Here is a 13,841-nt window from a genome sequence, read left to right as displayed (position 1 = left end):
GCGCCCGTTCCACGGCGTCCAGCAGCCTGGCGCTTCGTTACCGGGTCTGCTCCAACCAGGAGGCGTACAGCAGGCCGTAGACCGAGTCGGCGTCGTGCACCAGCTCGTCGTGCGGGCCCCGCTGCACGATGCGACCCCGGTCCACCACGATCACCTCGTCGGCAGCCTGGGCGGTGGAGAGCCGGTGCGCGATGGCGAGCGTCGTACGACCCCGCGTGACGGCGTCCAGGGTGCGTTGCAGTCGCACCTCGGTCGCCGGGTCCACCGCGCTGGTCGCCTCGTCCAGCACCAGCAGGTCCGGATCGGCCACGTACGCCCGGGTCAGCGCGACAAGCTGCCGCTCCCCGACGCTCAACGCCTCGCCACGCTCCCCGACGGGCGTGTCCAGGCCGGCGGGCAGACCGTCCAACCAGTCCGCCAGGCCCAACTCCGTGAACGCGGCGCCGAGCTGCTCGTCGGTCAACTCCGGCCGGGCGAACCGGACGTTGCCCCCCACCGTCGCGTCGAACAGGAACCCGTCCTGCGGCACCATCACCACCCGGGAGCGCAGCGAGTCGAACCGCACCTGCGCCAGCGGCACCCCGGACAGCAGCACCGCTCCCGCCGACGGGTCCATCAGGCGGGTGAGCAACTTCGCGAAGGTCGTCTTGCCGCTGCCCGTCTCGCCGACCACCGCCACCCGGCTCTTCGCCGGGATCTCCAGGTCGATGTCGTGCAGCACCGGCGGGCCACCCGGATAGGCGAACCTCACCCCGGCGAACCGGATGTCCAGCGGGCCAGCCGGCAGGTCCCGTCCCTGCTCCCCCGGGTCCGCCACGTCCGGGGCGACGTCGAGCACGTCCAGCACCCGCCGCCAGCCCGCGATCGCGTTCTGCGCCTCGTTGAGCACCTCGGTGGCGATCTGCACCGGCTGGATGAACAGCGTCACCAGGAAGAGGAAGGCGGTCAGCTGGCCGATCGACAGCGTGCCGTCGACCCCCAGCGTCACCCCGAGCACCACCACGCCCGCCAGCGCCAGACCGGCCGCGAGCTCGCCCACCGAACTGCCCACGATGCTGATCCGGATCGCCCGCTGCTGCGCCAGGCGCTGATTGTCGATCGCGTCGTCCAACCGCCGGGCGGTGCGCCCCGCGATGCCGTACGCCCGGATCACCGGCGCGCCCACCACGCTCTCACCGATCGCGCCCAGCAGCGTGCCGGTGCGCTGACGCACCGTCGCGTACGCCGCGCCGAGGCGACGCTGCAACTGCCGGATGACGAGCACCGCCGGCAGGAACGCCACCAGCACCACCAGGGTCAGCTGCCAGGAGTACGCCAGCATGACGGCCGTCGTCACCACCAGCTGACCCAGGTTGACCAGCAGGATCACCCCACCCCACTGGAGGAACTGGGTGATCTGGTCGACGTCGCTGGTGACCCGCGAGACCAGCGACCCACGCCGCTCCGACTGCTGGTGCAGCATCGACAGGTCGTGCACGTGCCGGAACGCCCGCGTCCGCACGTTCGCCAACGCCGTCTCGCTGACCGTGAACAGCCGGCGCATCATCAGATAGCCGCAGGCCGTGGTCACCACGAGGATCGCCGCGGTGACCGCCACCACCGACCAGACCACGTCGAGGTCCAGACCACCGACGATGCCGCGGTCGATGCCCTGCTGGACCGCGACCGGAACGGCCACCCGGCCCACCATGTAGACCAGGGCCAGGCCCAGGGTGGCGGCCAGGCCGGTGCGCAGCTCCGGGGAGAGCGCCAGCCCTCGCCGGAGGGTCTGCCAGGTCGTCTCCGTCCGCGCGTCCCGCTCGTCAGTCGTCACCGTCGTACTCACCGGGCTCGCCTTTCGTTCGCGACTGCGGGGCTCCGCTGCGCTGCACTCCTCGCGCTCACCGGTCCACCTCGATCTCCAGGCCCGACGGCAACTGCGCCACCTCGTCGTCGTACGCGCGCTCCTGCGCGCGGTCGACCTCCGCCTGCTCGTACGCGGTGACCAGGTCCACGTACCCTCCGACGGTGGCCAGCAGCTCGGTGTGCGTGCCCCGGGCGACCACCCGGCCCTGCTCGGTGTAGACGACCTCGTCGGCGAGGGCGATGGTCGCCCGGCGGTACGCCACCACCAGGATCGACGCGGCCGGCACTCCCGGCTCGCCCGCCGACGCCCGCAGACCGGCGAGGATTGCCGCCTCCACGCGAGGGTCCACGGCGCTCGTCGCGTCGTCGAGCACCAGCAGGCGTGGCCGCCCGGCCAGCGCGCGGGCCAGCGTGAGCCGCTGCCGCTGGCCGCCGGAGAGCGAGGTGCCCCGCTCGCCGACCATCGTGTCCAGTCCCTCCGGCAGCGCGGCGACGAACCCGTCCGCCTCGGCCAGGCGCAGCGCCGCCCAGACGGCCTCGTCGTCGATGCCCGCCCGGTCCAGGGCGACGTTGGCCCGCACGGTGTCGTCGAAGACGAACGGCACCTGCGCGACCAGCGCGACCGTGCCGGCCAGCGACGCGGCGGTCAGGTCGCGCACATCCACGCCGTCCAGCTCGACGACGCCGGAGTCCGGGTCGACCAGGCGTACGGCCAGCGACGCGATGGTGGACTTCCCGGCGCCGGTCGGCCCGACCAGCGCGACCGTGCGGCCGGCCGGCACGGTGAAGCCGACCTCGCCGAGCACCTGCGCGCCGGCCTCGTGCGCCTCGGCCGGCGGGTAGGAGAAGTGCACGTCGGTGAACGTGAGCGTGGCCGGCCCCGGGGTGGCCGGGTCGAGCACTGTCTGCCCGTACGGCATCTCGCCGGTGGCGTCGAGCACCCGGCGCACCCGGTCCCAGCCGGCGACGCTGCGCGGCAGCTCGGCCAGCACCCAGCCGATGGCCCGTACCGGGAAGGCCAGCACGGTGAAGAGGAAGGCGACGCTGACCAGCTCGGTGACGCTGATCGCGCCCTGGCGCAGCCGGAACGCCCCGACCACCAGCACCGCGAGGGTGCCGAGGCTGGGCAGCGTCTCCAGCAACGGGTCGAAGACGCCCCGCAGCCGGCCGACCGCGATCAACGCGTCGCGCAGCTCGCCGGCGCGACCGGCGAACCGGGCCGTCTCCTGCGCCTCGCGGCCCATCGTCTTGACCACCAGCGCGCCGTCGAAGCTCTCGTGCGCGATGCCACTGACCTCGGCGCGCAACCGCTGCGCCCGGGCCTGCCGGGGCGCCATCCGGCGCGAGTAGACGACGTTGAGCGCGAACAGCGCGGGAAAGACCGCGAGGCCGACCAGGGCGAGGGCCCAGTCGGTGGCGAACAGCGAGACGATCGCGCCGACCAGCATCACCAGCGTGCCCACCGCGAAGGGCAGCGGTGCGATGGGATACCAGGCCGCCTCCACGTCGGAGTTGGCGTTGGACAGCAACGTGCCGGTGGCGTTGCGGTGATGCCACGACAGCGGCAGGTCCAGGTAGCGGCGGGTGACCCGGCGGCGGTAGGCGGCCTGGAGCCGGTACTGCATGTAACCGGCGCCGAGCCGGCGGCCGAAGATGCCCACCACCCGCAGCACGCTGATCCCGAACAGGGCGACCGCGGCCAGCGCCAGAGTGCCGACGCCCACCTCGCCCCGCGCGATGGCCGGCACCACCACGTCGCCGACCACCGCGCCCACCACGTACGCGCTGACGATGACCATCGAGCCGAACAGCACACTGCCGATCACGGCAACCGCGAAGATCCGCGGCTGCTCCCGGATCGCCTGCCGCAGAACCCCCAGCCCTCTGCCGAGCACGTCCCGACTTGTCCTGCTCGCCACGCTCTCCCCCGCCGTAAGCCACAATTATCACCCTCATCCTTACCGTTGCGAGCCGGCGCCGCCGACCCGGACGGGATATGTCGACCATCACGTACCGGACGTACGGGCTCAGGGGGTGCGGTCCGGCGTCCACCGGCGCGCGACGGCGGGTCCGCGGGCCTACGATCGGGCCATGTCGCGGTACGCCCGAGCCGAGCGCGAGGCGCTGGCCGATCTCTTCCTGGCCCTCGGGCCCGACGCGCCGACGATCAACGAGGGCTGGGCGACCCGTGACCTCGCCGCGCACCTCGTGTTGCGCGAGCGCCGTCCGGACGCGGCCGGCGGGATCCTGCTGGCGCCGCTGCGGGGGCACGCCGAACGGGTCCGCCGGCGACTCGCGGCCGGGCCCTACCCCGAGCTGGTGGCGCAGGTGCGCCGGCCGCCGGTGTGGAGCCCGATCAGCAACCCGCTGACCGACGAGCTGGTCAACACGGTGGAGTTCTTCATCCACCACGAGGACGTGCGGCGGGCCGTCCCGGGGTGGCAGCCGCGCGAGCTGTCCCACGGTTTGCAGGCCACCCTGTGGAAGCAGGTCGCCCCGCTCGCCCGGCTGTCGCTGCGCCGCTTCCCGGCGGACCTCTACGTGCAGGCGCCCGGTCACGGCGAGGTCTCCGTCGGCCGTGGTGGCGAGCGGCTGCGGTTGGTGGGCGCCCCGGCCGAGTTGACCCTGTTCCTTTCCGGCCGGCAGCGGGTGGCGAGGGTTCAACTGGACGGTTCGGCGACGTCCGCGCGGCAGCTCCGCAACGCCAGCCTGGGCATGTGACTTTCTGCGCTTAATCGGTCACGAAGGTGAGGGCGACTGCCTCCATCCCAGCGATGCGCGCCGATACCTCCTCCCGTACGCTTCAGCGCGCCGTTCCGCGCCGGGGCGGCACGATGTGGGGGCACACGATGCGGAGCTTCGCGATCTCGGCGCTACGGGAACCCTCCTTCGCGGCGGGGCGCCACAAGAACACGGCTCGGGTGGCCAGCGAGAGCGTCGAGTGGGCGCGCGCTCTCGGTCTGGTCGGTTCCGGTCATCAGGTTCATCGACTACAACGGGCAGACGCCGCCGGCCTGGCCGGCCGGGCCTGCCCGGAAGGGCCGGCACAGGGGTTGCGGCTCCTCACCGACCTGATCTCCTGGCTGTTCGTCATGGACGACGCCTGCGACGAGGACGGCCTCGGGGCCGACCCGGGCCGGCTGGCGCCGGTCATCGCCGCGTTGCTCGACGTGCTGGACCGGTGCGGCGACCCGCTGACGTCACTGCCGCCGGACGCCGGCCCGCTGGGCGCCGCGCTGCACGACCTGTGTCGCCGGACCCGGGCCGAGGGCCGGGCGCCGATGCTGCTGCGGTTCGTCAGTCAGCTGCGCCAGTATCTGCTGGCGCTGCTCTGGGAGGCCACCAACCGGGAACGCCGGCGGGTGCCGGGGCTGACGGAGTACGTCCAACTGCGTCGGCACATCGGCGGCGTACACCCCTGTCTCACCCTGACCGACCTGGCGTCGGAGCAGCCACCCGGGCCGGCCCGGCGTGCCGATCCGGCGCTGGCCGCCCTGGACCTGCTGACGGTGGACCTGGTCTGCTGGTGCAACGACCTCTTCTCGTACGGCAAGGAGAGCCGGACCGACCCGGACGCGCACAACCTGGTGACGGTCATCGCCCAGGAGGGCGGCCTGGCCGAGGCGGACGCGTTGCGGGCGGCCGCCGACCGTTTCAACCGGGGGTTGACGGAGTACCTGGCGGCGGAGGAGAGGTTGCTGGCCAGCGGTGTCGAGGCGTTGCGCTCGCCGCTGGCCGCGCGGCGCAACTGGGTCCGGGCAACCTACGACTGGTCACTCGTGGCTGCCCGCTACGCCTGATCCGGGGTGGGTCGGCCGGCCGACCAGGGCGACCGGTCGATCACCAGCACTAGCCGATGCCCGTGCCAGGCAATACTCTTCGGTAACCACCGTGACGTGACAACCGTCACGCCACCACCCCCGAAGGCGGCTACAGCGATGGCTCTCGATGTACCGTACCGTTCCATCCCGGACATGTTCCTCAAGCGCGTGGCGGCCACCCCCGACCGACACGCGTTCGCGTCCCCGACCCCTGACGACTCGGGCCCCGACTGGCTGACCTGGGAGCAGGTCGGCCAGCGCGCCAAGGCCGTCGCCGCCGGCCTGCACGCGCTCGGCGTCGGCCAGGAGAATCCCGTCGCCATCCTCGCCAACACCCGGCTCGACTGGGTGGTCGCCGACCTCGGCATCATGTGCGCCGGCGGGGCGACCACCACCGTCTACCCGACCACCGAGCCGGCGGACGCGACATACATCATCGCTGACTCCGCCTCGCGGGTGCTCTTCGCGGAGAACCCGGCGCAGGCCGCCAAGATCGCCGGAGCGGACCTGCCGGCGCTGACCCACGTGGTGCTCTTCGACGGCACCCCGGACCCGAGCGCCGCGGTTCCCCAGCTCACCCTGGCCGACCTGGAGGAGCAGGGCACCCGCGCGCTGGCCGCCGAGCCCGATCTGATCGATCTGCTGGTGGCCGGCATCGGCCCGGACCACCTGGCCACGCTGATCTACACCTCCGGCACCACGGGCCAGCCCAAGGGCGTCGAGCTGCTGCACGCCGGCTGGTGCTGGGAGGCCGTGGCGCAGGCCGAGGTCGGCCTGCTGCGCGACGACGACCTGCAGTACCTGTGGCTGCCGCTGGCCCACTCGTTCGGCAAGACGCTGCTCTGCGGCGCGATCCACGTCGGCCTGCCCACCTACGTCGACGGCCGGGTGGAGAAGCTGGTCGACCTGCTCGCGGTGATCCGGCCGACCCTGATGTGCGGCGCTCCCCGGGTTTTCGAGAAGGTCTACAACCGGGCGGTGACCACCGCGCAGGGCGCCGGCGGCGCGAAGGCGAAGATCTTCGCCTGGGGTGTCCAGGTCGGCAAGGAGAAGGTCGCTCTGGAGCAGGCCGGCAAGCCGGTGCCGGCCGGGTTGAAGCTGCGCTACGGGCTGGCCGAGAAGCTGGTGTTCAGCAAGCTCCAGGCCCGCCTGGGCGGAAGGATACGGGTGCTGGTCTCCGGCGCCGCTCCGCTGAGCCCCGAGATCGCCACCTTCTTCGCCGCCGCCAACCTGCCGATCTCCGAGGGCTACGGCCTCACCGAGACCAGCGCCGGCAACTTCGTGAACCCGCCCTCCGGGCTGCGGATCGGCACGGTCGGGCAGGCGATGGGCGACCTGGAGTGCCGGATCGACACCGACGGCGAGATCCTGGTCCGTGGCCGGCCCGTGATGCGCGGCTACCACAACCTGCCGGAGGAGACCGCGGCCGCGTTCACCGAGGACGGCTTCTTCCGCACCGGTGACATCGGCAGCCTGGACGAGCAGGGCTACCTGCGGATCACCGACCGCAAGAAGGACCTGGTCAAGACCTCGGGCGGCAAGTACATCGCGCCGTCGCACATCGAGGGGATGTTCAAGGCGATCTGCCCGTACACCTCGCAGGCGGTCGTGGTCGGTCAGGCCCGCAACTTCTGCACGATGCTCGTCACACTGGACCCGGACGCGATCCGGGGCTGGGTGGCCGGCGGCCCGCTGGAAGGCCGCGACTACACCGAGATCGTCGCCTCGCCGGAGGCGCAGGCGATGGTCGAGGAGTACGTCGCCCAGCTCAACGCCAAGCTCAACCGCTGGGAAACGATCAAGAAGGTGGCGATCCTGCCGCGCGACCTGACGATCGAGGATGGCGAGATCACCCCGTCGTTGAAGATCAAGCGACGTGGCGTGGAGAGCAACTTCGCCGCCGAGATCGACAAGATGTACGCGGGCGCCCTCGTCGAGCTGTAGGAACGGTCCGCCGGTGGCCCCGCGCCCGCTCGGGTGTGGGGCCACCGGCGCGTCGACCGGTGGCCCGCCGGGCTCAGGCGATGACGGACGGCTCCCGCCATCGCTGCCGGCCGGTCCGGTCCAGGTCGTAGCGGACCGTGGCGATCCGCTCCACGGCCTCCACCAGGTCGGCGGCCGGCAGGGTGAACGGCAGCCGCAGGAAGCGTTCCAGGGTGCCGTCGAGACCGAACCGGGGGCCGGGCGCGAGCCGGACGCCGACCTCCTCGGCGGCGCGGGCGAGCGCGCTGGAGACCGGGCCGTCCAGCTCGGCCCAGAGGGTCACGCCGCCGCGCGGCACGGTCACCCGCCAGTCCGGAAGTCGGTACGCCAGCGCGGCCAGCAACGCGTCGCGCTGGGCGGTGAGCTGGGCCCGGCGGTCGGCGACGATGGCCGCCGCGTCGTTGAGCAGGTGCACCGCGACCAACTGGTCGAGCACCGGGCTGGACATGTCCACGCCGACCCGGACGGCGGCCAGCCGCTGCACCTGCGGCGCGGAGGCGCGTACCCAGCCGATGCGCAGGCCACCCCAGTACGGCTTGCTCATCCCCCCGATGCTCACCACCCGGGAGTGCCGGTCGAACGTGGCCGTGGGCGGGGGCAGCTCGGTGCCGTCCAGCGGCAGGTCCACGAAGGACTCGTCGACGATCAGATCGGTGCCGACGGCGTGGGCCGCGGCGACCACCTGCTCGCGCAGCGCGGACGGCATCAGGTGCCCGGTCGGGTTCTGGAACTCCGGAATCAGGTACGCCAGCTTGGGCCGGGTCTGCCGCAGGCTGCCCAGCAGCAGGTCGGACTCCCAGCCACCGGAGTCGGCGGACAGCCCGTGCGTCGTGATCCGGGCCCGCCGGCTGGCCAGCGCGGCGAGCGCGTTGGGGTAGGTCGGGGATTCGACGAGCACGCTCCCGCCGGGCGCCAGGGCGAGGCGCAGCACCAGGTCCAGGGCGTGCTGGGTGCCACTGGTGACCATGATCTGGTCGGCCGAGGTGGGCAGCCCTCGCGCGGTGTAGCCGGCGGCCACCGCGTCGCGCAGCTCGCCGATCCCGGTCGGGTGGTAGCCGGCCCCGCCCAGGTAGCGGGGCAGATCCTCGACGGCGGCCCGCGCGGCGGCGAGCAGCTGCGGCGGGGCCGCCAGCGCGGCGACGCCGAGGTCGATCATCTCCCGGTCGTCCAGCGGGGTCCACAGCCCGGTGCTGGCGACCCGGTGGTTGCCGGGCAGCATCGTCCAACTGCCGGCGCCCCGGCGGCTGGCCAGGTGCCCGGTCTCGCGCAGTTCCCGGTAGGCGGCGGTGACCGTCGTGCGGCTGATCCGCAGCGCCTCGGCCAGCTCGCGTTCGGCCGGGAGGCGTACGCCCAGCGGGAGCCGGGCGTCGGCGAGCAGGCCGCGCACCGCGCCGGCCAGGGCGGCGTAGTCGGGACTGCGACGACGGCCCGGGAGGGCGTGCCACTGCCCCAGCAACCGGGCCAATTGGGCACCTCGAACCTGAGCTGTCATGGCCACTCCTCGGATATTGGCTTCTTCTGCCGGGAGGATTGGCACCTAGGGTGGCATGCATGGCACTGATTGGCAATCTGCGGCAGCGGCCGGTGCGACGGCTCAGCCAGCTCTACGCCGGGCTCGTCCTCTACGGGGTCAGCATGGCCCTGATGATCCGCTCCGACCTGGGCCTCGACCCGTGGGACGTCTTCCACCAGGGGCTGTCCGAGCTGACCGGGCTCTCCTTCGGCACGGTCACCATCGGCGTCGGCGCCCTGGTGCTGCTGCTGTGGATCCCGCTGCGCCAACGGCCCGGCCTCGGCACCGTCAGCAACGTGGTGGTGATCGGCCTGGTGGTGGACGCGACCCTGGCCCTGCTGCCCACCGGCGGCCCCCTCGCCGTCCGTATCGCTCTGCTGGTCACCGGGATCGTCGCCAACGGCGCGGCCACCGCGCTCTATCTCGGCGCCCGGTTGGGTCCCGGTCCACGCGACGGGCTGATGACCGGCTTCGTCGCCCGGCGGCCCGGGCGCTCGATCCGCCTGGTGCGCACGGTCATCGAGGTCACCGTGCTCGCGCTGGGTTGGCTGCTCGGCGGCACGGTCGGCCTGGGCACCATCGCGTACGCGCTGGCCATCGGCCCACTGGCGCAGTTCTTCATCCCGCTCGTCGCGGTGCCTCTGCCCGGGACCGGGGACGCCCAGCCGGGCCCGATCGCGGACAATCCGTCCGCGGTCACCGCGGGTGATCCACCGCGAGCCGCGGCGGCGTGAACGTTCACCGACCGTTCATGGGCCGGCACTCCGCGATGGTGAAAGCGGGCTCGTTGGAGGGTGGGTGTTCCCTTCCGCGACGCTCGCCGTCATCATCTCTGCATGGGGGAGAACGGTTGGCGCTGGAGCGACGCCTGGATCTTCGTGTCGTTGGTGATCGCGAGCGGGGCCGGACGACACCGACGGTCCGCGACGAGTCGTCGGCCGGAGGGCGTACGCCTGACCGACGTGCTGTCCACCGCCGATCACCTCAACCAGGCGATTCCACAGCGACACGAGGTGGAGGCCGCGGTGCAGCGGCTGGTCGGGGCGGGCCTGGTCACCGTCGTCGACGGCTGGTTCCGCATCACCACCGAGGGTGAGCAACTCTGGCGTACCCGGCCGCGCGCCGGGGTGGCGACCATGGTGGACACCGTGCAGGGCGTGCTGAGCCGCCGGCACGCGCCGGGCCGCGCCGACTGGATCCTGGACGAGGCCGAGCACGCGGCGGCAGTGCAGGAGTACGCGGTCCGGTCGATCCCCACCCCCCGCCGGTCACCCGAGGGCCACTCCGGCGGGCACTGAGCGGCCTGGAGATCGCAGGCTTCGTGAAGACGTTCGGCGTCGAGGAGCCGGCGTATGAGTTCCGCGCCGATGCCCTCACCGCGCCGGTCGGGGTGCACGACCCACTCCATCACCGCGAACTTGTCGGCGTTCCGGAGGTGGGCTGGCGGCTCGGTGTCGGCGCGCGTCCACCACCGGCCGGCGGGCATCGTCCACCCATAGGCGGCACCGACCAGTGCGCCCGCGTCGTCGGCGGCGACGAGTGTGAACCGGGGCGCTGCGTCTCGCCGGGCAGGCCGGTGGCGAACCCGGCCACCTGCTCCGGTCCCTCGTTGTACGGCGGCTCCGCGTAGACGACCGCGTACAGGCCGACCAGCGCCGGAAACAAGGCAATAGCCGATCCGGGGGTGTGCGCGGTGTACGTCACGGGCATCCGCGGGCGGGTGGTGTTTCGAGGCGCAGGTGTCGGTGGCTGCGATCCGCGCGAATGTGGATGGAGCCCGGTGAGTGCGCCCACTCCGGGGCAGGTGGCCGGGTGGTGGCGGATTCTGGCCGAGCATGAGCAGCGGTATGGGCGATGCCCGGTCTGCGGCACGCGGGCCCGGTGCTGGGTGCGGGCGGGAGCGCTCTCGGATCTAATCGCGCACGACTTGTACCACCTGGGTCCGCCGTCGCCGTTCGAGTCCTCCAACGCATCCTCGCCCTGACCGCCGTGACCTGGCAAACGTCTCATCTAGACGAGTAGGTCCTAACTCAAAACGGGGCTGGGGTTGCGGCGAAGGGCGCTGGCCATCCGCTTTGGCTGCCCGCCGTGTCGATGTGCTGTCGAGCGGTATACCTCAGAGGTATGAATATGACTCTGAGGTATACCCCTGACGACCGCATCCGCTCCCACGGAGGTGACCGACGGTCACCGCCGGCCGCCGGCTGCGCCCACCGCCCCAGCCAGGGTTAGGAATTACTCGGATTAGGCGCGGGAAGCAGTTGGCAGGGTAGATCTTGTTTCCGTTACGACACGAGACGGAAAGAATCCAAGATCGCGAGCGACGGCGGTTCCGGCAAGGGGCGGTGACCGATGCCTCAGCGCACGGGGTGACCGCTGCGGCGCAGGGCGTCCTTGACCTCGCCCACCGTCAGCTCGCCGAAGTGGAAGACGCTGGCGGCGAGCACCGCGTCGGCGCCGGCCCCGATCGCCGGTGGGAAGTGCGCCACCTCGCCGGCCCCGCCGCTGGCCACGACCGGCACGTCCACCACGGCCCGGACCGCGCCGATCAGCTCCAGGTCGAAGCCGGCCTTGGTGCCGTCGGCGTCCATCGAGTTGAGCAGGATCTCCCCCGCGCCCAGCTCGGCCACCTGCCGCGCCCAGCGCACCGCGTCGAGGCCGGTGCCGCGCCGGCCACCGTGGGTGGTGACCTCGAACCCGCTGGGTGTGCCGCCGGCCGGGGCGCGGCGTACGTCGAGGGAGAGCACGAGCACCTGCCGGCCGAACCGGTCGGCGATCTCGGCGATCAGCTCCGGCCGGGCGATGGCGGCGGTGTTCACGCCGACCTTGTCCGCGCCCGCGCGCAGCAGCGTGTCGACGTCGCCGACCTGCCGGACCCCACCGCCGACCGTCAGCGGGATGAAGACCGACTCGGCGGTGCGGCGCACCACGTCGAGCATGGTGCCCCGGTCGCTGGAAGACGCGGTGACGTCGAGGAAGGTCAGCTCGTCGGCGCCGGCCCGGTCGTACGCGGCGGCCAGCTCCACCGGGTCGCCGGCGTCCCGCAGGTCGAGGAAGTTGACCCCCTTGACCACGCGCCCGGCGTCCACGTCGAGGCAGGGGATCACGCGCACCGCCACCGTCATGCCGCCACCCTATCCCCCGCGCATGGCACGACGGCCGACCCGACCGGGCCGACCGCCGTGCGCCATGTGCGGGTGCTCACACCCGGACGAGCATCTTGCCCAGGTTCTCGCCGCGCAGCAGGCCGAGGAACGCCGCCGGGGCGTTCTCGATGCCGTCGACGACCGTCTCGTCGTAGGAGAGGGCGCCCTCGCGCAGCCAGCCCGCGACGTCGCGGACGAACGCGTCCCGCAGGTGGTTGTGGTCGCGCACCAGGAAGCCGCGCAGGGTGAGCCGCTTGCCGATGACCAGCGAGAGGTTGCGGGGCGCGGCCGGCGGCTCGGTGTCGTTGTACTGGGCGATCATGCCGCAGATGGCGGCCCGGCCGTGCAGGTTCATGGCCGAGATCGCCGCCTCCAGGTGGTCGCCGCCGACGTTGTCGAAGTAGACGTCGACGCCGTCCGGTGCGGCGGCCCGCAGCGAGTCGCGGACCGGCCCGTCGTGGTAGTCGAACGCGGCGTCGAAGCCCAGGGCCCGCAGCCGCTCGACCTTGGCGGCCGAGCCGGCGCTGCCGATGACCCGGCCGGCGCCCTTGAGCTTGGCGATCTGGCCGACCAGGCTACCGACCGAGCCGGCCGCTGCGGAGACGAAGACGGTCTCGCCGGGCTTCATCGCGGCGACCTCCAGCAGACCGGCGTACGCGGTCAGCCCGGTCATGCCGAGCACGCTGAGGTAGGCGCTGGCCGGGGCGAGCCTCGAGTCGACCCTGCGCGCGCCGCCGGCGTCGAGCAGCGCGTACTCCCGCCAGCCCAGCCCGTGCAGCACGGTGTCGCCGACGGCGATGTCGGTCGACTCGCTGGCCACCACCTCGCCGACGGCGGCCCCGTCGAGCGGGGCGTCGAGGGCGTACGGCGGCACGTACGACTTGACGTCGTTCATCCGTCCCCGCATGTACGGGTCGACGGACATGAACTGGTTACGGACCACGATCTGGCCCGGTCCGGGCGTCGGGACGTCGGTCTCGACGAGCCGGAAGGTGTCCTCGGTGGGCCAGCCCTCGGGGCGGCTGGCCAGGTGGATCTCACGGTTGCTGGTCATCGGGTGGTCGTCCTCTCGTCCGCAGGTGGGGTCCGGGTCCGCGACGTCAGGCGGCCAGGGCCTCGCGGACGGTCAGCGCGACGTCGATGTTGCCGCGGGTCGCGTTGGAGTACGGGCAGACCTGGTGGGCCTGCTCGACGATCTGCTCGGCGGCGTCGCGGGCGACGGCGGGCAGGTCGACGACGAGCTGCACGGCGAGCCCGAAGCCACCGCTGCCGTTCGGGCCGATGCCCACCTCGGCGGCGACCACGGAGCCGGTCACGTCGGCCTTGGCGCGGCGGGCGACCAGGCGCAGGGCACTGTGGAAACAGGCCGCGTAGCCGGCGGCGAAGAGCTGCTCGGGGTTGGCGGCGCCACCCGCGCCACCCATCTCCTTCGGCACCGCCAGGTCGAGCGCGAGAGTGCCGTCGGAGGTCTCGACATGGCCGTCCCGGCCATCGCCGGTGGCGGTCGCGGACGCGGTGTAGAGAACCTGCATG

The 13,841-nt window shown here is 72.6% G+C and carries 11 protein-coding genes and 1 pseudogene; 5 read left to right on the top strand and 7 right to left on the bottom strand.

Going from position 1 to position 13,841, the window contains the following annotated elements:
• Positions 1–37 precede the first annotated feature (37 nt).
• A complete protein-coding gene (locus tag OG505_RS02490; protein WP_405434343.1) occupies positions 38–1,813 on the bottom strand; it encodes an ABC transporter ATP-binding protein in 1,776 nt (591 codons plus the stop codon).
• A 67-nt stretch (positions 1,814–1,880) separates the two neighbouring features.
• Positions 1,881–3,764 (bottom strand): ABC transporter ATP-binding protein, encoded by a 1,884-nt coding sequence (locus OG505_RS02485; protein ID WP_405430674.1) that lies wholly within the window; start codon positions 3,762–3,764, stop codon positions 1,881–1,883.
• Between the two features lie 172 nt (positions 3,765–3,936).
• Here OG505_RS02485 and OG505_RS02480 point away from each other — a divergent pair, with 172 nt between their 5' ends.
• The 3 genes from OG505_RS02480 (at position 3,937) to OG505_RS02470 (ending at position 7,610) form a co-directional block, all read left to right on the top strand.
• On the top strand, positions 3,937–4,566 hold the full coding sequence (locus OG505_RS02480; RefSeq protein WP_405430672.1) for a TIGR03085 family metal-binding protein: 630 nt from the start codon (positions 3,937–3,939) through the stop codon (positions 4,564–4,566).
• Between the two features lie 128 nt (positions 4,567–4,694).
• Positions 4,695–5,645 (top strand): terpene synthase, encoded by a 951-nt coding sequence (locus OG505_RS02475; protein WP_405430670.1) that lies wholly within the window; start codon positions 4,695–4,697, stop codon positions 5,643–5,645.
• 138 nt (positions 5,646–5,783) lie between these two features.
• On the top strand, positions 5,784–7,610 hold the full coding sequence (locus OG505_RS02470; RefSeq protein WP_405430668.1) for an AMP-dependent synthetase/ligase: 1,827 nt from the start codon (positions 5,784–5,786) through the stop codon (positions 7,608–7,610).
• A 73-nt stretch (positions 7,611–7,683) separates the two neighbouring features.
• Here OG505_RS02470 and OG505_RS02465 read toward each other — a convergent pair whose 3' ends face one another.
• The gene (locus OG505_RS02465; RefSeq protein WP_405430666.1) at positions 7,684–9,141 is read right to left on the bottom strand and encodes a PLP-dependent aminotransferase family protein; all 1,458 of its coding nucleotides are present in this window, start codon (positions 9,139–9,141) and stop codon (positions 7,684–7,686) included.
• A gap of 59 nt (positions 9,142–9,200) precedes the next feature.
• On the opposite strand from OG505_RS02465, the gene OG505_RS02460 reads away from it, so the two are divergent.
• Positions 9,201–9,896: a YitT family protein gene (locus tag OG505_RS02460; protein WP_405430665.1), complete on the top strand. Its 696-nt coding sequence runs from the start codon at positions 9,201–9,203 to the stop codon at positions 9,894–9,896.
• A gap of 102 nt (positions 9,897–9,998) precedes the next feature.
• Positions 9,999–10,460 (top strand): hypothetical protein, encoded by a 462-nt coding sequence (locus OG505_RS02455; RefSeq protein ID WP_405430663.1) that lies wholly within the window; start codon positions 9,999–10,001, stop codon positions 10,458–10,460.
• Between the two features lie 92 nt (positions 10,461–10,552).
• Here OG505_RS02455 and OG505_RS02450 read toward each other — a convergent pair.
• The 4 genes and pseudogenes from OG505_RS02450 to OG505_RS02435 form a co-directional block, all read right to left on the bottom strand.
• Positions 10,553–10,999: pseudogene (locus OG505_RS02450) on the bottom strand (hypothetical protein); the annotation flags it as partial.
• 520 nt (positions 11,000–11,519) lie between these two features.
• Positions 11,520–12,287, bottom strand: coding sequence for an imidazole glycerol phosphate synthase subunit HisF (gene hisF, locus OG505_RS02445; protein ID WP_007462965.1), 768 nt, complete (start codon positions 12,285–12,287; stop codon positions 11,520–11,522).
• A gap of 76 nt (positions 12,288–12,363) precedes the next feature.
• Entirely contained in the window at positions 12,364–13,362 is a 999-nt protein-coding gene (locus OG505_RS02440) for an NADP-dependent oxidoreductase (RefSeq protein WP_405430660.1), read from the bottom strand.
• Between the two features lie 46 nt (positions 13,363–13,408).
• The gene (locus OG505_RS02435; RefSeq protein ID WP_405430658.1) at positions 13,409–13,840 is read right to left on the bottom strand and encodes an organic hydroperoxide resistance protein; all 432 of its coding nucleotides are present in this window, start codon (positions 13,838–13,840) and stop codon (positions 13,409–13,411) included.
• Position 13,841 lies beyond the last annotated feature (1 nt).

It is taken from the genome of Micromonospora sp. NBC_00617, from assembly GCF_045161355.1.
GTDB lineage: Bacteria > Actinomycetota > Actinomycetes > Mycobacteriales > Micromonosporaceae > Micromonospora.
Note: the sequence above shows the minus strand (reverse complement) of the source record. Positions and strands in the feature narration are given on the sequence as shown.

Excerpts from the sequence above, each read along its gene's own strand:
- OG505_RS02440 (WP_405430660.1), bottom strand. The coding sequence starts at position 13,362 with ATGACCAGCAACCGTGAGATCCACCTGGCCAGCCGCCCCGAGGGCTGG.
- OG505_RS02480 (WP_405430672.1), top strand. The coding sequence starts at position 3,937 with ATGTCGCGGTACGCCCGAGCCGAGCGCGAGGCGCTGGCCGATCTCTTC.
- OG505_RS02460 (WP_405430665.1), top strand. The coding sequence starts at position 9,201 with ATGGCACTGATTGGCAATCTGCGGCAGCGGCCGGTGCGACGGCTCAGC.
- OG505_RS02455 (WP_405430663.1), top strand. The coding sequence starts at position 9,999 with ATGGGGGAGAACGGTTGGCGCTGGAGCGACGCCTGGATCTTCGTGTCG.
- OG505_RS02470 (WP_405430668.1), top strand. The coding sequence starts at position 5,784 with ATGGCTCTCGATGTACCGTACCGTTCCATCCCGGACATGTTCCTCAAG.
- OG505_RS02465 (WP_405430666.1), bottom strand. The coding sequence starts at position 9,141 with ATGACAGCTCAGGTTCGAGGTGCCCAATTGGCCCGGTTGCTGGGGCAG.
- hisF (WP_007462965.1), bottom strand. The coding sequence starts at position 12,287 with ATGACGGTGGCGGTGCGCGTGATCCCCTGCCTCGACGTGGACGCCGGG.
- OG505_RS02475 (WP_405430670.1), top strand. The coding sequence starts at position 4,695 with ATGCGGAGCTTCGCGATCTCGGCGCTACGGGAACCCTCCTTCGCGGCG.
- OG505_RS02435 (WP_405430658.1), bottom strand. The coding sequence starts at position 13,840 with ATGCAGGTTCTCTACACCGCGTCCGCGACCGCCACCGGCGATGGCCGG.